The organism is Polaromonas sp., from assembly GCF_031411155.1.
In the GTDB taxonomy this organism is placed as follows: Bacteria; Pseudomonadota; Gammaproteobacteria; order Burkholderiales; family Burkholderiaceae_C; genus Polaromonas.
The window spans coordinates 1-15,831 of sequence record NZ_JANOAL010000034.1; the positions used below are offsets into that span (position 1 = coordinate 1).

Consider the following 15,831-nt stretch of genomic DNA (forward strand, 5'->3'; position numbering starts at 1 on the left):
AAATAAGGCAACGTATATTTCACGGATCGGCGCAGCAACTCGCGCTCTTCCTCGGCTGACAAATCAATGTGGAACGGGCTTTTCCTTGGCATATGCAAACCTTTCGCAGGGTTTGCCTCCACAATGCCATACGCGCTCGAACTTATCAACAAAATACGTTACCGTATTTTTGAAAATGCCTACTAAGTCCGAAAACTGATGGTGGAGTTCAATATTCGCGTTCAGCCGCTGCCAAGGGCGGTTGGCTGCGACGCGTTGTGCGGCATCTGACTGTGTATTGCATGAACTTCTGCTTGTCTGCCTGCGAATTAAGAATAAAAGGATCACGGCCCAAAGATCTCCTTCATCACCTGGTCTTTTGAAATCCGCCAATGGTTGACAAGCTGCTCTCCGATCAGCATGTTCGGACGATAAAACATGAGTGACTTTCCCGGTGGTCCGCCTGACGGTATGCTCGCCCGACTCAATTCGTCCACAACGAGAAATTCATAACGAATGCCTCTGCTCACTCCCTTGGTTCCAGTGCTTAGCGTGTAAGGCTCGGCGTAGCGCCTGCCGATGAGCTGCAAGTTTCCGAGATAGGTCAGTCAGTTTCTTGCGGTTGTGGGGGAGTCCATATACGAGGGGTTAGGCATCTCCTTCACCGGCATGCAGTTGCAAGCAGGAAGACTATGTTCAGCCCAGTGAACGAGAGGGGTGCCCACTTGAGCAGGAAAGGATTGCTGCTATAGATTGAGGCGCTGTCTCTAGCTGTCGCGACCACGCTCAAAGGCAGGTCTCCGTTCACCACGTTCGGCTCCCACGCACTGGAGTTGCTCTCAAGCCTGCGCGCCGCTTGGTAGACCAACTCCAGTTGTCCGCGAGCACGAGTCCCGAGACTCGCCCACGCAGGGCCAGCCAGAGCGCCAACTAGGGCGAGGAAGAAGAGCACGGCGGTAGTCCAAGGAGACTTCAGAGCCGACGCATACACCGTGGCCCAGGCCAACACCAAGATTGAACTGCCCATCAGGTAGTTGTATAGACGGGTCCACGAGACATTTTCGATTTGGATGACCATCTGGATCATGGCTGCGTAGGCCTCTCTGTTCGTCAGACGTTGCCTGGCAGCAGGTTCTTGCGCACTCTCTGAGTCCGTCATTGCTGTGTTCTCCGCGTATCGTTGAGACGGTGGAATCTGCGATGCCTAACTTGATGTATGCCGCAAAACCTGCGGATTAATCTGGGCGCTGCAACTTAATCGGGTCATCTCAAACTCCGGTGCGCGGCTTGCATGCTGAGTCGCGGGGTTTCATGCTGATTTTGTACAGTTATAAATCATGCCATCAAACCCCGCAATCTTTCTTCATTGAGTTAGGTGCTAATTTGGCCTCAACTCAAAAATCGGTTGGTGCCGACTATACCGTCGCGTTAAAGGCGCTCCCTGTTCCGCTGAGGCCATACATGAAGTCAGCGGCCAGTCCATCAGAACGGGCGTCACCGGCTATCAAAAATAGAGCAAGCTTGACTTGCTGTCGAGGCACGGGAATGCTGCGGTTCTGAAGTGGCCCTATTGCTATCATTTAAATAGCCGTTGGCGCTTATTCTGCTTGGGCTAGAGGCTGTTTTTATGCAAAATAGCTGTCCGGAGGCAGCCAGAGGGCCGCAGCGCCACCCTGCATTTCCCCGCCGCTACCCGAAGCCGGTCAGTCTGAGGTATCGTCAAACCCTTTTCTTCTTCTTTTCCCTTTTGTTTGAAGGAGCTATCGATGAAATCAATCCAACGCAGGGCAGCCATGCTGCTGGTCGGGGCTTTGGCGGCTGGCGGGGTGCTGGCGCAGTCGGCGGCGCCGCTTCGGGTCGGCTCCAAAATTGACACCGAGGGCAAGCTGCTGGGCAACATGATGGTGCTGGTGCTGGAGGCCAATGGCATCAAGACCGAGAACAAGGCCTCGCTGGGCAATACCAAGGTCGTGCGTGGCGCCATCACGGCCGGTGAAATTGATATTTACCCCGAATACACCGGCAACGGCGCCTTCATCTTTTCAGAAGAGTCGAGCCCGGTCTGGAAGAACGCCAGGGCGGGCTACGAGCGCGTGAAGGCGCTGGACTATGACAAGAACAAGATCGTCTGGCTCGAGCCCTCGCCGGCCAACAACACCTGGGCGATTGCGATTCGCAAGGAAGTGGTGGCGGCCAACAAGCTCAAGACGCTGGACGACATGGGCAAGTGGGTCACCGGCGGCGGGCAGTTCAAGCTGGCGGCGTCGGCCGAGTTTGTGGAGCGCTCCGACGCGCTGCCGGCGTTTCAGACGGCCTACAACTTCACGCTCAAGCCCGAGCAGATCTTGACGCTGGCCGGTGGCGACACGGCGGTCACCATCAAGGCGGCGGCCGAGAAAACCTCGGGCGTCAACGCCGCCATGGCCTATGGCACCGACGGCGCCGTGGCCGCGCTGGGCCTGGTGATCATGGAAGACCCGAAGGGCGTGCAACCGATTTACGCGCCCGCACCCATCATTCGCGAGGAAGCGCTCAAAAAGAACCCGAAAATCCGGGACGTGCTGGCGCCGGTCTTCAAGCTGCTGGACGGCCCCACCTTGCAGGGCCTGAATGCCAAGATCCAGCTGGAAGGGCAGGACGCGAAAAAGGTGGCTTCGGATTTCCTGAAGGCCAAGGGGCTGCTGAAGTAAGCGCTGTTGCAAGCACGGTTTGCCTGCGTTGAACCCGACGGGCCTTATGCGGGCTGCCGACACCGACCCTGCCGATGGTGGCTTCGATGCCGTCAATGGCGTTGATCCGGCGCAGCCAGCCGCGCGCTGGAGCCCGGCGCTGCTGGCCCTGTCGCTGCTGGGGGCGGGCGCGCTCTGCGCCTTGCCCTTGTTGCGCGTGGCGCCCAACCGTCTGGTGTCGGGCGAGCCGGTTTTCTTTGCCGCGCTGCTGCAAGGCCCGGGTTCCCTTCAGTCGTATTTGATGGCGGGCTCGCTGGCGGCTTTCATGGCCGCCTTGCTGCTGGCCGCATTTTTGAAACCCCACCGCGCCGTGCTGTGGGCGGTGGTGGCCGTGGCCTGTGGGCTGGTCAATGCCCTGGTGGGGCTGGCGGGCTGGCAGGCAACGCTGGTGGCCCAGACCGCGGCGGCCTTTGGCCGGACCTCGTTGGGCAGTGCCTTCTGGGCCGTGCTGCTGTTGCTGGGCCTGGTGGCGGCCGATGGCTTGCAGCGCCTGCGGGCCGGCAGCGCGGCGCGGCTGGCCGTGGTGTTGACGCTGCTGCTTCCGGTCGGCTTCATGCTGGCGGCCGGCTGGTGCGACGAGCTGTCTATCATGAAAGAGTATGCCAACCGCGCCGACGTGTTTGGCGGCGTGGTGGCCCGGCACCTGCAAATCGTGCTGCTGGCGCTGCTGTTTACCCTGTGCATTGGCCTGCCGCTGGGCTGGGCCGCCGGCAAGAAAAGCCGTTTTGCCGGCCCGCTGTTTCCCTTGCTCAACATCATTCAAACCATTCCCTCGATTGCGCTGTTTGGCCTGCTGATGGCGCCGCTGGCGCTGCTGGCCGCCCGCTGGCCCGCGCTGGCCAGGGCCGGCATCAGCGGTGTGGGGCTGGCGCCGGCGGTGATTGCGCTGACCTTGTATGGCTTGCTGCCGGTGGTCCGGGCCACCGTGGCCGGACTGGAACAGGTGCCGGCCAGCGTGGTCAATGCCGCCACCGGCCTGGGCATGACACGCGCGCAGATTTTCGGGCGCGTCGAGCTGCCGCTGGCGCTGCCGGTGGTGCTGGGCGGGGTGCGCACCGCCACCATTCAGGCGGTGGGCCTGGCCGCCGTCACCGCGCTGATAGGCGCCGGTGGGCTGGGCGCCATCATGTTTGAGGGCCTGTTCAGCAGCGCGCAAGACCTGGTGTTGCTGGGCGTGCTGCCCATCATTGCGCTGGGCGCGCTGGCCGATGCGGCTTTCAAGGGCTTGATCCGGCTGACCCGCGTCAGCGGAAGCGGCGTGCAACCGTGATCGAATTCCAGAGCATCAGCAAATCCTATGGCCCGGTGAAAGCCATCGATGGCCTGAGCCTGAAGATAGCGCGCGGCGAGTTTGTGGTGCTGATTGGGGCGTCGGGCTCGGGCAAGTCCACCATGCTCAAGATGATCAACCGCATGGAAAGCCATGACGCCGGCAAAATTTTGCTGGACGGCGCGGAAATCTACAGCTTCAAGGTGCGCGAGCTGCGGCTGCGCATGGGTTACGCCATCCAGTCGGTCGGGCTGTTTCCGCACTGGACGGTGGAGCGCAACATTGGCGTGGTGCCGCAGATGCTGGGCTGGACGGCGGCCAGAATCCGCGAGCGCGTGACCACGCTGCTGCAGCTGTTCGACCTCGACCCCGAGATCTACCGCAGCCGCTACCCGCACCAGCTGTCGGGCGGCCAGCAGCAGCGCGTGGGCGTGGCCCGCGCGCTGGCGGCCGACCCCGATGTGCTGCTGATGGACGAACCGTTTGGCGCGCTCGACCCGGTGATTCGCGCTTCATTGCAGCTGGAGATGAAACGCGTGCATCAGGCTTCGGGCAAAACCATTGTCAGGGTCACCCACGACATCGACGAGGCCTTGCTGCTGGCCAGCAAAATCGTGCTGCTGGACCAGGGCCGGGTGGTGCAGGTGGCGGCGCCGCTGGAGCTGCTGGCCGCGCCGGCCAGCGACTTTGTCGTTGATTTTGTCGGCCGCAGCGACATTGGCATCAAGCTCTTGTCGCTTCAGTCTGCGCAAAGCCTGGCGCGGCCGGAACCGCAGCGTCCCGGCCCGGGCCTGCCCGCAGCCACCACGCTGCGCGAAGCCGTGTCTTTTCTGGCCATGCAGCGGCTGGCGGTGGTGAACCTGACGGACGCGGCGGGCGCCCACGCCGGCGTGCTGCATGCGGCCGATATTTTCGGCAAGGCCGGGCCGGCTGATGGCTAGCGCGGGCGGGCTGCGCGGTCTGGCTGGGCTGGCCCAGGACAGGCTGCTGTGGGCCGTGCTGGCGCTGGCGGCGCTGGTGCTGTGGCTGCCGCATTCGCAGTTGCTGTTTGCCAGCCTTTTCCCGGAGCTCGATCGCCCGGTGTACCGCCAGGAGCCGTTTGCGCAGCTGCTGTGGCAGCACTGCAAGCTGGTGGGCCTGTCCAGCGCGTTTTCGGTGCTGCTGGGAAGCGCTATTGCGGTCTGGATCACGCGCCCGGCCGGGCGGCAGTTTAGGCCGGTGGTGGAGAGCCTGGTGTCCATGGGCCAGACCTTTCCGCCGGTGGCGGTGCTGGCGCTGGCGGTGCCGGTGGTGGGTTTTGGCGAGCTGCCGGCGCTGATTGCGCTGGCCCTGTACGGCCTGCTGCCGGTGCTGCAGGGCACGCTGTCGGGTCTGCAGTCGGTGCCCGAATCAGTGCGCCAGTCGGCGAGCGGCATGGGCATGTCGCCGTGGCAGCGTTTGCGCCAGGTCGAGGTGCCGCTGGCGCTGCCGGTCTGGCTGTATGGCGTGCGCACCTCGGTCATCATCAACATCGGCACCGCCGCCATCGCCTCCACCGTGGGCGCCAAAACCCTGGGCTCCCCGATCATCGTCGGCCTGAGCGGCTTCAACACCGCCTATGTGCTGCAAGGCGCGCTGCTGGTCGGCATGCTGGCCGTGGTGACCGACCTGGCGTTTGAGCGGCTGGCGCGGCTGGCGGCGTGGCAGCCGCCGGTTTCCATGGGCTAAATCGAAGGGCCCGGCTGTGCGGTGCTCTGGAGGGCCACCGGCCACGCCAGCTTCCCCGCCGCCTCCATGTGCGTCAGGTACACCCGCAGGTCAAACTCGTACTGGTGGTACTGCGGCTCCATATAGGTGCAGAGCTTGTAAAAGTCCTTGTCGTGCTCTTTTTCCTTGATGTGGGCCAGCTCGTGTACCGCAATCATCTTTAAAAACGCCAGCGGCACTTCCTTGAACAGCGCGGCGACGCGGATTTCGCGTTTGGCTTTGAGCTTGCTGCCCTGCACGCGCGACACGGTGGTGTGGGTGCCCAGCGCATGGGCAATCACATGCAGCTTGCTGTCAAACGCCACCTTGGCCAGCGGCTCGGAGCTGCGCAAAAACTCGTTCTTGAGGCCCATCACGTAGTCGTACAGCGCCTTGTCGGTGCGCACGCCGTGCGCCTGCGGGTATTTTTTGAGCAGCATGGGCCCCAGCCGGTCCTGCGTCATGAGCTGCTGCACCTGGCTGCGCAGGCTCTCGGGATAGCCGTTGAGGTATTTCATGAGGTCTGGATTGCTATCTTTTTGATAGCTGGTTACGCACGTAGTGATTGGGCTGCAGGCCTGAAACGTCGCTATTTTGGCCTGGCGGGGCAGAAAACGGCGGCCAGGGCCGGCTTTTGCCTGAAGAGCCGGCAATTTTAGCCGGGACGCCGGTTCAGGCTTCAGCACCGGTTTCTTGCTAACCTTGCGCGATGAACCATTCAGTCACCCCTTCCATCGATCCCGCGGCGCGTCCGCTGGTCAACCTGGCGCTGCAGGGCGGCGGCTCGCACGGCGCGTTCACCTGGGGCGTGCTGGACGCGCTGCTGGCGGACGGCCGCATCGACATCGAAGGCGTGAGCGGCACCAGCGCCGGCGCCATGAACGCGGTGGTGCTGGCGCACGGCCTGGCGCAGGCCGGGGGCCAGCCCCGGGCCGCGCGGCACGATGCGGCGCGCCAGGCGCTGACGACGTTCTGGAACGGCATCGTTCAGCTGGGCGCCGGGCCTGCTTCGCTGTCCAGGGGCTTGCCGTCGCTGGATTCGCCCTGGAGCGCGCCGTTCAACATCCTGTTCGGGCAACTGGGCGCCGGCGCCCAACTCTGGACCGATGCGCTGGCGCGTTACTGGTCCGGCAACGTGTCGCCTTACCAGAGCAACCCGCTGGACCTCAATCCGCTGAAGGATTTTCTGGCCGCGCAGGTCGATTTTGAGCGGCTGGCGGCGGCCCGGCACGCGGCCACGCCCAAGGTGTTTGTGGTGGCGACGCGCGTCAGCACCGGCAAGGCCGAGGTGTTTTCGGGCAAGCGCCTGACGGCCAGCGCGGTCATGGCCTCTGCCTGCCTGCCCATGGTGTTTCGGGCGGTCGAGATTGAAGGCGACCACTTCTGGGATGGCGGCTACACCGGCAACCCGGCGCTGCACCCGCTGATCTACCAGTGCAAGAGCCGCGACATCATGCTGGTCCAGGTCAACCCGATCCAGCGCGACGAACTGCCGACCGAGCCCGGCGAAATTGCCGACCGCGTCAACGAGATCACCTTTAACGCGGCGCTGGTCGCCGAAATGCGCGCCATTGATTTCGTCAAGCGGCTGCTGGCCGATGGCAAGCTGGACCCGCACCAGTACAAGGATGTGCTGATGCACCGCATTGATGGCGGGGAGGCGCTGGAAAAATTCAGCGCCTCGACCAAGGCCTCGACCGAAGCCAGCCTGATTTATGCGCTGCGGGATCTGGGCATGCGCTGCGCCAAGGAATGGCTGGCCAAACGCTACAAGTCGCTGGGCAGCGAATGCAGCGTCAACATTGCACGCGACTACCTGGATGATCTGCGGCTACCGGTGGAAAGGTTGCCCAGTGCTGCGGCCAGAAGCCAGGACGCGCAGCCTTGAGGATAGGGCCGCGCCATGAAAAAAGCGGCGCTTGAGGGACTCAAGACGCCGCTTCAAGAACCCGGTCAGGCAGGCGCTGGCCTGCGATGGCGGCGTTCAACCTTGGGTGGTTTAGTGGGCGCCGACCATCATGGTGCCCTGGAAGGCCCGGGATTCGCCACTGGCCTTGTACTGCGACCAGGCCGTGAGCATGGCCATGGAGACAAAACCGCCCACGATCAGCACCGGGTAGGCCGCCAGGATCTCGAACAGCGAGTATTTCCAGTTCAGCGGACGGCCGATGCCCAGCATGGCGGCATAGAACCAGGACACGCCCGATACCGCGCCGGTGAAGATGGCGAACATGCGCTGGCTGAACGACAGCTTGAGCAGCGAACCGGCTTTTTGCATCAGCGGCAGCACATATTTGTGCAGGGCAAAGCCGTTCAGCGTCAGCAGGCAGACGATGGCAATCTTGGACTGCAGCTTGGGATTGGCGAAATAGCCCCAGCCCTTGATGGAGGCATCCAGCGAGACGATGGCCACCCCGCTGACCCACAGGGCTATCAATGCGAGCGACACCGTTTTCTGCAGGTCTGACAGGTGTTTGGAGTCCAGCTTCTCGGCCGGGTCGGCCTTGAGCAGCTGTTTGACCATGGCAATGTCACTGGTCAGAACGAGGCCGATTGCGACGCAACAGGCGATTAGGTGCATGTACACAATAGCCATGCGTGAAAATTCGATTTCCATCGTTTAAGTCCTTAATTTTGAAATTACAGGGGATACCCGAGAAACCCGTTAGGCGGGTGGATGGGAGTAGCGTCCTGTGTATATAAAACTCCCGGGGACTAATGTGACCGATCACCACCATGCAGTCTGTGTTGTTCTGCAACCTCATGTAGCAGTAAATCAGTTGGCTTTAGTTGATTTCGTTTCGGATTGCATCGCTTAAATGTGCGATTTGCACATACCTGCTGGGGGTTTCGGGTCGTTTTGTTGCATGAGAGCAACAACGGTAGAAGGCCCGAAAGAGCCTTGATAGGACACTTTTGTTACAGAAACAAACTACCTAGTCCTACCCAATTGGCTCTTGGGCACCTACAGCCGACCTGAATCCGCCCCCTACGGTTGGATTAAATGCGTTAAAAATCAGGATGTTATGGGGTCTGGGGACCACTGTGCGGTTTAACGCAGATCCGTGCAGACACGCCTTGTTACGGCCAGGGGTGCCTGCAGGGCTGCCGTCAGGGCCGGGAAGAATCAGCCTTCGCGGCGCAGCGCCGGGAACAGGATCACGTCGCGGATGCTGGGGCTGTCGGTCAGCAGCATCATCAGCCGGTCTATGCCCACGCCGCAGCCGCCGGTGGGCGGCATGCCGTATTCGAGCGCGCGTATGAAGTCATGGTCATAGAACATGGCCTCGTCGTCGCCGCTGTCCTTGGCCGCCACCTGGGCATTGAAGCGCGCCGCCTGCTCCTGGGCGTCGTTGAGCTCGCTGAAGCCGTTGCCGAACTCGCGGCCGGTGATGTAGAGCTCAAAGCGCTCGGTGACCTCGGGACGCTGGTCGTTGGCGCGCGCCAGCGGCGAGATTTCGGTCGGGTGTTCCATGATGAAGGTCGGCTGCCAGAGCTTTTCCTCGACGGTTTCCTCGAAATACAGCACCTGCAGGCTGGCCAGCGAGCGGGCGGCCAGACGGTCCTTGGCTTCGGTCGCGCCCAGTTTTTTGAGCGCGCTGGTCAGCCAGGCCGCGTCATCGACGCGCTCGCCCGCTTCGGTGTGCTTGAGGATGGCTTCGCGTATCGTCAGGCGCTCAAAGGGCTGGCTCAGGCCAACCGGCTTGCCGCCATAGCTCAGTTGCAGCGAGCCGGTCACTTTTTGCGCCGCATCCCGGATCAGCGCCTCGGTGAACGTCATCAGGTCGTTGTAGTCCCACCAGGCCGCGTAGAACTCCATCATGGTGAACTCGGGGTTGTGGCGCACGCTGATGCCTTCGTTGCGGTAGCTGCGGTTGATCTCGAACACGCGCTCAAAGCCGCCGACGATCAGGCGCTTCAGGTAGAGCTCGGGCGCGATGCGCAAAAACATCTCCTGGTCCAGCGCGTTGTGGTGGGTTTTGAAGGGCTTGGCGTTGGCGCCGCCCGGAATCGGGTGCAGCATGGGGGTTTCGACCTCCAGAAAGTCATGCGCCACCATGAACTCGCGCAGGCCGCTGACGGCCTTGCTGCGCGCCATGAAGCGCTTGCGCGCCGACTCGTCGGTGATCAAATCGACATAGCGCTGGCGGTATTTGACCTCCTGATCGGCCATGCCGTGGAACTTGTCGGGCAGCGGGCGCAGGCTTTTGGTGACCAGCCGCAGGCCGGTGGCGTGAATCGACAGCTCGCCGGTCTTGGTCTTGAACAAGGTGCCGGTGGCCCAGACAATATCACCCAAATCCCAGTGCTTGAAAGCGGTGTGGATGTCTTCACCCACGCCTTCGTTGTTGATGTAGACCTGAATCCGGCCGCCCGCGTCTTGCAGCGTCGCAAAGCTGGCCTTGCCCATCACGCGCTTGAGCATCATGCGGCCGGCGACACTGACCTTGACCGCCAGCGGCTCCAGTTCTTCCTTGGTTTTGCCGTCGTACTCGGCAAACAGCGCCTCGGCCCGGTGCTCGGGCTTGACGTCGTTGGGAAAGGCAATGCCGGCGCTGCGCAGCGCCTTGAGCTTTTCGCGGCGCTCGACCATCAACTGGTTTTCATCCTGCGGGGCAGGGGAGGCGGGGGCGGCTGCGGGCGAAGCGGGCTGGATGGACATGGGGGCAGTGTTCCGGAAAGAGGTCGAGTGTCGAAAAGGTGGTTGCGGTGCTGCGCTGCACCCCTGGCAGCCGCGGGCAATGCAGCGAATCGATGATTTTAAGTTTGAAAGCGGGCGCTCACAGTGAAATACCGTTGCGCTCCAGAATGTCGCTGACCAGTTCCAGCCGCAGCAGCGGGTTGTCCAGCGCCATCAGCCGCTGCTTGAGTTCCAGCGGCATCGGCAGCAGCTCGCACCAGCGGTTGGCGACCCAGCCGCAGTCGTCGAGCCGGTAAGGCGTCAGCACCGGCATCTGCTCGGCAGGCACTTCGCGCTGCTGCAGGGTGGCGAGCAGCTTGCCCAGGGCGCGGGCGGTTTTTTGCAGATCGTCGGGGACGGGCACGGCCAGGTCGTCGTCGAGCCGCGTGACATTGGCAACCCACAGGCCGTATTTGAGTTTTTCGCTGCTGGAGATTTCAAAGCGATGGCTGCCCACGCAGCGAATCGCCATCAGGCCGGGCTGCGGCACGGAAAACTCGGTGATGGTGGCCAGTGTGCCGACCCGGTTGAAGGCCTCGTGGGCGAAGCCGTCGCCGCTGGGCGCAGCGGCCGGCCGGCGCACTTCAGAGCCTTCGGTCAGTGCCACCACGCCAAACGGGGCGCCCGTCTTGTGGCATTTGCCAATCATGTCGAGGTAGCGAACCTCAAAAATCCGCAGCGGCAGCAAGCCGCCAGGGTAGAGCACGGTGCCCAGCGGGAACAGCGGAAGGGCAGTCAGGGTGAGGGCGTCTGGCATCGGCCGGTTTTTGCGCGAAATGGAGTTAGAAAGTGCCTGCAGCCCATATGTAACAAGCGGAAGCAGCTATTATTTTGATAGCGTTCTGCCGCCGCCCGGATCACGCGGGCAGCTATCTTCAGGCGACCGCGTCGGCCGGCTGCCGGAGCAGCATGGCGAGCGAGCTGGCCACCGTCTTGCGCAGCTCGCGCCGGTCGCAGATCAGGTCTACCGCGCCCTTGATCTGCAGGAATTCGGCGCGCTGAAAGCCTTCGGGCAGGGTCACGCGCACGGTCGATTCGATCACGCGCGGGCCGGCAAAACCGATCAGGGCCTTGGGCTCGGCAATCACGATGTCGCCGACAAAGGCAAAGCCGGCGCTGACGCCGCCCATGGTCGGGTCGGTCAGCACGCTGATATAGGGCAGGCCTTTTTTGGCCAGCCGGGTCAGGGAGGCGTTGGTTTTGGCCATCTGCATCAGGCTCAAGAGGCCTTCCTGCATGCGGGCGCCGCCGGTGGCGGTAAAGCAGATGAAAGGCACTTTTTGTTCGATGGCGGCATGCACGCCGCGCACAAAGCGCTCGCCGACCACGCTGCCCATGCTGCCGCCCATGAAGTCGAACTCAAAACAGGCCACGACCACGCCAATGCTGTGCACCGCGCCGCCCATCACGATCAGCGCATCGGTCTCGCCGGTGTTTTCCAGCGCTTCCTTCAGGCGTTCGGGGTATTTGCGGCTGTCCTTGAACTTCAGCGCATCGACCGGCAGCACTTCCTGGCCCAGCTCATAGCGGCCTTCCGGGTCCAGAAAGGCGTCGAGCCGGGCGCGCGCGCCAATGCGGTGGTGGTGGCTGCACTGCGGGCAGACGTTCTGGTTTTTTTCGAGGTCGGTCTTGTACAGCACGGCCTCGCAGCTGGGGCACTTGATCCACAGGCCTTCGGGCACGCTGCGGCGCTCGGTCGGATCGGTGTGGCTGATTTTCGGGGGGAGGAGTTTTTCTAACCAAGACATGGCATCAGTCCTTGTTTCATTGTGGTTGACGTGCGGCTGCGCATAAGAAGGCTTCAGTCTAAAGCCGCGCGAATCTCTTTGAGGAAGTCATGGGCGACGGCGGCCACCTGCTCGCGCGGCTGGTTTTCAATCAGCTGGATGATTTTGCTGCCAATCACCACCGCGTCCGCCACCTTGCCGATGGCTTTGGCGGTGGCGGCATCGCGGATGCCAAAACCCACGCCCACCGGCACATTGACGTGCTGGCGTATGCGCGGCAGCATGGCGGCCACCGCCTCCACGTCGAGCGTGCCGGCGCCGGTGACACCCTTGAGCGACACGTAGTAAACGTAGCCCGAGGCCACCTGCGCCACCTGCGCCATGCGGGCCTCGGTGCTGGTGGGGGCCAGCAGAAAAATCAGGTCCATGTTGTGGGCGCGCAGCCGCTCGGCAAACGCCACGCACTCTTCGGGCGGGTAGTCCACGATCAGCATGCCATCGACGCCGGCCTGGGCCGCGTCGCGGATGAAGGCGCTGTCATCGCCCGGCTGGCCGTGCTTGATGTCATAGCGCTCCACCGGGTTGGCGTAGCCCATCAGCACCACCGGGGTGGTGCTGTCCCTGGCACGGAACTGGCGCACCATCTCCAGCACCTGGACCAGGCCAATGCCCAGCGCCAGCGCTTTTTCGCCAGCTTTCTGGATCACCGGGCCGTCGGCGCTGGGGTCGGAGAAAGGCACGCCCAGCTCGATCACGTCAGCACCGCCGGCCACCATGGCGTGCATCAGCTCCGGGGTCACGTCGGCAAACGGAAAGCCGGCGGTGACGTAGGGAATCAGCGCCTTGCGGCCCTGGCTCTTGAGGCTGGCGAAAGTTGCTTTGATGCGACTCATGCTGCTTCCTTGCCGCCGTTCATGCCGCCCTTGACGGCCAGGCCGCGCATGGAAGGCCGGTCATAGAAATCGGCACCCGACAAATCGGCCACCGTGCCGATGTCCTTGTCGCCGCGGCCCGAGAGGTTGACCAGGATGCTCTGGTCGCTGCGCAGGGTTTTGGCCAGCTTCATGGCGTAGGCCACGGCATGGGCCGATTCGAGCGCGGGAATGATGCCCTCGGTGCGGCACAGGTAGTGAAAGGCCTGCAGCGCCTCGGTGTCGGTGATGCCGACATATTCGGCGCGGCCGATGTCCTTTAAAAATGCGTGCTCGGGGCCGACGCCGGGGTAGTCCAGGCCGGCGCTGATGCTGTGCGTTTCGGTCACCTGGCCGTCGTCGTTTTGCAGCACATAGGTGCGGTTGCCGTGCAGCACGCCGGGCAGGCCGCGCTGCAGCGAGGCCGAGTGCTTGCCGCTGTCCATGCCCTCACCCGCCGCTTCCACGCCAATCAGGCGGGTATTTTCATAAGGAATGTAAGGATAAAAAATGCCCATGGCATTGCTGCCGCCGCCGACACAGGCAATCACCGCGTCGGGGGCGGGTTGCCCAATGAACTCGGGCATTTGGGCAATGCATTCGGTGCCGATCACGCTCTGGAAGTCGCGCACCATCATCGGGTAAGGGTGCGGGCCGGCTACCGTGCCAATGATGTAGAAGGTGTTGTCGACGTTGGCGACCCAGTCGCGCATGGCTTCATTGAGCGCATCCTTGAGCGTCTTGCTGCCCGATTCGACCGGCACCACGGTGGCGCCCAGCAGGTTCATGCGGTAGACATTCGGGCTTTGGCGCTTGACGTCTTCACTGCCCATGTAGACCACGCATTCGAGGCCGTAACGCGCGCAGATCGTGGCCGTGGCCACGCCGTGCTGGCCGGCGCCGGTTTCGGCAATGATGCGCGGCTTGCCCATGCGGCGCGCCAGCATGGCCTGGCCTATGGTGTTGTTGATCTTGTGCGCGCCGGTGTGGTTGAGGTCCTCGCGCTTGAGGTAAATCTGCGCGCCGCCCTGTTCGCGGCTCATGCGGGCCGCATGGTAAATGGGCGAGGGGCGGCCGACGAAATGCTTGAGTTCGGACTGAAACTCGGCCAGGAATTCCAGGTCGTTCTGGTATTTGGCGTAGGCGTCTTTCAGCTCATTGACCGCATGGGTCAGCGTTTCTGAAATAAAGCTGCCGCCGTAGATGCCGAAATGCCCGGAAAGGTCAGGTTGGTGGTAGTCGTACATGATTTTTGATCAGTTGAGGACAGAGCAGCTCATTCGCTGCGCTCATGTAGCCTGGTCTGTCCCGCAAGGTTTTTGAATTGTTCGTCGGCAGCGCGTACGGCCGTGACGAATTGGCTGATTTTCTCGGCGCTTTTGACGCCTTTCGAAATCTCGACGCCGGAGCTCACATCAACGGCCAGCGTGGTGCAACGCGGCCTGACTTGCAAAATGCCATCGCTCACGTTTGCAGGCGTCAACCCACCAGACAAAACGAGGTGAGCGTTGACGCTTGGAGGAAGAAGTGACCAATTGAATGTTTTCCCGCCGCCGCCATAACCCTCGACATGGGCGTCAAGGAGTATGGCCTGGGCGGCCTTGAAGTCTTGCGCGTATTTTACGAGATCGAAACCCGCATGGGTTGGGGCGGTTTGTTCGTTCAGCGGAATGCGCGCGGCGCGCATGAAAGGCCTGCCTGCCTGCAGGCAGATTTCCGGCGTTTCATCACCATGAAATTGCAGCAAGGCCGTCGGAATACGGGCGCAGGCGGCTATTATTTTTATAGCGGATTCATTGACAAACAACAGTACCGGCGTGACGAAGGGCGGCAAACGGGCGGCCAGTTCGGCGGCGCGTTCCGCCGTGACATAACGCGGGCTGGGTTCATACATGACAAACCCGACCGCATCGGCACCGGCGGCCACCGCTGCGTCGACATCCTCCTCGCGTGTAAGGCCGCAGATTTTGATGCGAGTGCGTATATAGGGGAACGTAGTAGCGGGGAATCCGCCGCCGGGCCGCCCCAAGGCGGATTGCGCCCCCTCGGGGGGCAGCGAACCACGCGAAGCGGGGAGCGTGGGGGCCGTTGTTACTTTCATGGCAGCCAATCATAAGCCGCGGCGCGGGTTGGCAAGCCGTAGCGGTCTTCGTAGATGGGCCCGAGAAAATACAGGCCGTCGGGCGAAAAGGTGGGGGCGGCGGCCTTGCGGCTGCGGGCCGCCACCACTTCGGCCAGCCAGTCGGGTGGATGGCTGCCCTGGCCCACGGCCACCAGGCAACCCATGACGTTGCGGATCATGTGGTGCAAAAAAGCGTTGGCTTCAAACTCGAAGCGCCAGTAGGGGCTGCGCTGTGAAATTTCAATCCGGGTGATTGTTTTGACCGGGGTTTTGGCCTGGCACTGCGCGGCCCGAAAGGAGCTGAAATCATGCTCGCCAATCAGGTGGGTGATGGCCTGCCGCATGGCTGCGCCGTCAAGCGGCCGGTAAATCCAGCCGACGCGCCCGGCTTCGACGCTGGGGCGCACCGGCGATTCCAGCAGCACATAGGCGTAGCGGCGCGCAATCGCGCTGCCGCGGCAGTGAAATTCATCGGGGACGCGGCGCGCCCACTGCACCGCAATATCGCGCGGCAAAAAGGCGTTGACGCCGCGCACCCAGGAGGCAGTGTCTCGGGCCAGGAGGGTGTCAAAGTGCACGACCTGCATCAGGCCGTGCACGCCGGCATCGGTGCGGCCGGCGCACAGGGTGCGCACCGGCTGGGTAGCGAACCGGGCCAGCGCAAGTTCCAGCTTGTCCTGCACCGTG

General features: G+C 62.7%; 15 protein-coding genes. 5 read left to right on the forward strand and 10 right to left on the reverse strand.

Annotation, left to right across the window (positions count from 1 at the left end):
* Positions 1–323: 323 nt before the first annotated feature.
* Complete coding sequence (locus tag RMO23_RS01640; protein ID WP_309678355.1) at positions 324–569, reverse strand: hypothetical protein; 246 nt, start codon at positions 567–569, stop codon at positions 324–326.
* 1,176 nt (positions 570–1,745) lie between these two features.
* Here RMO23_RS01640 and RMO23_RS01645 point away from each other — a divergent pair.
* From RMO23_RS01645 to RMO23_RS01660, 4 genes are read left to right on the forward strand one after another with little or no spacing between them, the layout of a single operon-like run.
* Positions 1,746–2,669 (forward strand): ABC transporter substrate-binding protein, encoded by a 924-nt coding sequence (locus RMO23_RS01645; RefSeq protein ID WP_309678356.1) that lies wholly within the window; start codon positions 1,746–1,748, stop codon positions 2,667–2,669.
* Positions 2,670–2,715: 46 nt separating this feature from the next.
* Positions 2,716–3,978, forward strand: coding sequence for an ABC transporter permease (locus RMO23_RS01650; protein WP_309678357.1), 1,263 nt, complete (start codon positions 2,716–2,718; stop codon positions 3,976–3,978).
* Positions 3,975–4,919 carry an ABC transporter ATP-binding protein gene (locus RMO23_RS01655; RefSeq protein WP_309678358.1) on the forward strand — a complete coding sequence of 315 codons (945 nt, stop codon included), beginning with the start codon at positions 3,975–3,977 and terminating at the stop codon, positions 4,917–4,919. Before RMO23_RS01650 ends, RMO23_RS01655 begins: the two co-directional genes overlap by 4 nt.
* Positions 4,912–5,685 carry an ABC transporter permease gene (locus tag RMO23_RS01660; RefSeq protein WP_309678359.1) on the forward strand — a complete coding sequence of 258 codons (774 nt, stop codon included), beginning with the start codon at positions 4,912–4,914 and terminating at the stop codon, positions 5,683–5,685. The genes RMO23_RS01655 and RMO23_RS01660 overlap by 8 nt, the downstream gene beginning before the upstream one ends.
* Here RMO23_RS01660 and RMO23_RS01665 read toward each other — a convergent pair.
* Positions 5,682–6,221, reverse strand: coding sequence for a YgjP-like metallopeptidase domain-containing protein (locus RMO23_RS01665; protein WP_309678360.1), 540 nt, complete (start codon positions 6,219–6,221; stop codon positions 5,682–5,684). The two genes, RMO23_RS01660 and RMO23_RS01665, sit on opposite strands and share 4 nt — an antisense overlap.
* A gap of 191 nt (positions 6,222–6,412) precedes the next feature.
* Here RMO23_RS01665 and RMO23_RS01670 point away from each other — a divergent pair, with 191 nt between their 5' ends.
* A complete protein-coding gene (locus RMO23_RS01670; protein WP_309678361.1) occupies positions 6,413–7,591 on the forward strand; it encodes a patatin-like phospholipase family protein in 1,179 nt (392 codons plus the stop codon).
* A 111-nt stretch (positions 7,592–7,702) separates the two neighbouring features.
* Here RMO23_RS01670 and RMO23_RS01675 read toward each other — a convergent pair whose 3' ends face one another.
* The 8 genes from RMO23_RS01675 to truA all read right to left on the reverse strand — a co-directional run.
* Entirely contained in the window at positions 7,703–8,227 is a 525-nt protein-coding gene (locus RMO23_RS01675; RefSeq protein ID WP_309678362.1) for a hypothetical protein, read from the reverse strand.
* 603 nt (positions 8,228–8,830) lie between these two features.
* The gene (gene lysS, locus RMO23_RS01680) at positions 8,831–10,366 is read right to left on the reverse strand and encodes a lysine--tRNA ligase (protein ID WP_309678363.1); all 1,536 of its coding nucleotides are present in this window, start codon (positions 10,364–10,366) and stop codon (positions 8,831–8,833) included.
* 118 nt (positions 10,367–10,484) lie between these two features.
* Positions 10,485–11,141: an LON peptidase substrate-binding domain-containing protein gene (locus tag RMO23_RS01685; protein ID WP_309678364.1), complete on the reverse strand. Its 657-nt coding sequence runs from the start codon at positions 11,139–11,141 to the stop codon at positions 10,485–10,487.
* A gap of 118 nt (positions 11,142–11,259) precedes the next feature.
* Positions 11,260–12,132, reverse strand: coding sequence for an acetyl-CoA carboxylase, carboxyltransferase subunit beta (gene accD, locus RMO23_RS01690; RefSeq protein ID WP_309678365.1), 873 nt, complete (start codon positions 12,130–12,132; stop codon positions 11,260–11,262).
* Positions 12,133–12,185: 53 nt separating this feature from the next.
* A complete protein-coding gene (gene trpA, locus RMO23_RS01695) occupies positions 12,186–13,004 on the reverse strand; it encodes a tryptophan synthase subunit alpha (protein ID WP_309678366.1) in 819 nt (272 codons plus the stop codon).
* On the reverse strand, positions 13,001–14,269 hold the full coding sequence (gene trpB, locus RMO23_RS01700) for a tryptophan synthase subunit beta (RefSeq protein WP_309678367.1): 1,269 nt from the start codon (positions 14,267–14,269) through the stop codon (positions 13,001–13,003). The genes trpA and trpB overlap by 4 nt, the downstream gene beginning before the upstream one ends.
* Positions 14,270–14,298: 29 nt before the next feature.
* On the reverse strand, positions 14,299–15,051 hold the full coding sequence (locus tag RMO23_RS01705) for a phosphoribosylanthranilate isomerase (protein ID WP_405041546.1): 753 nt from the start codon (positions 15,049–15,051) through the stop codon (positions 14,299–14,301).
* A gap of 68 nt (positions 15,052–15,119) precedes the next feature.
* The coding region (truA, locus tag RMO23_RS01710; protein WP_309678368.1) for a tRNA pseudouridine(38-40) synthase TruA at positions 15,120–15,831 on the reverse strand (712 nt) is incomplete at its 5' end.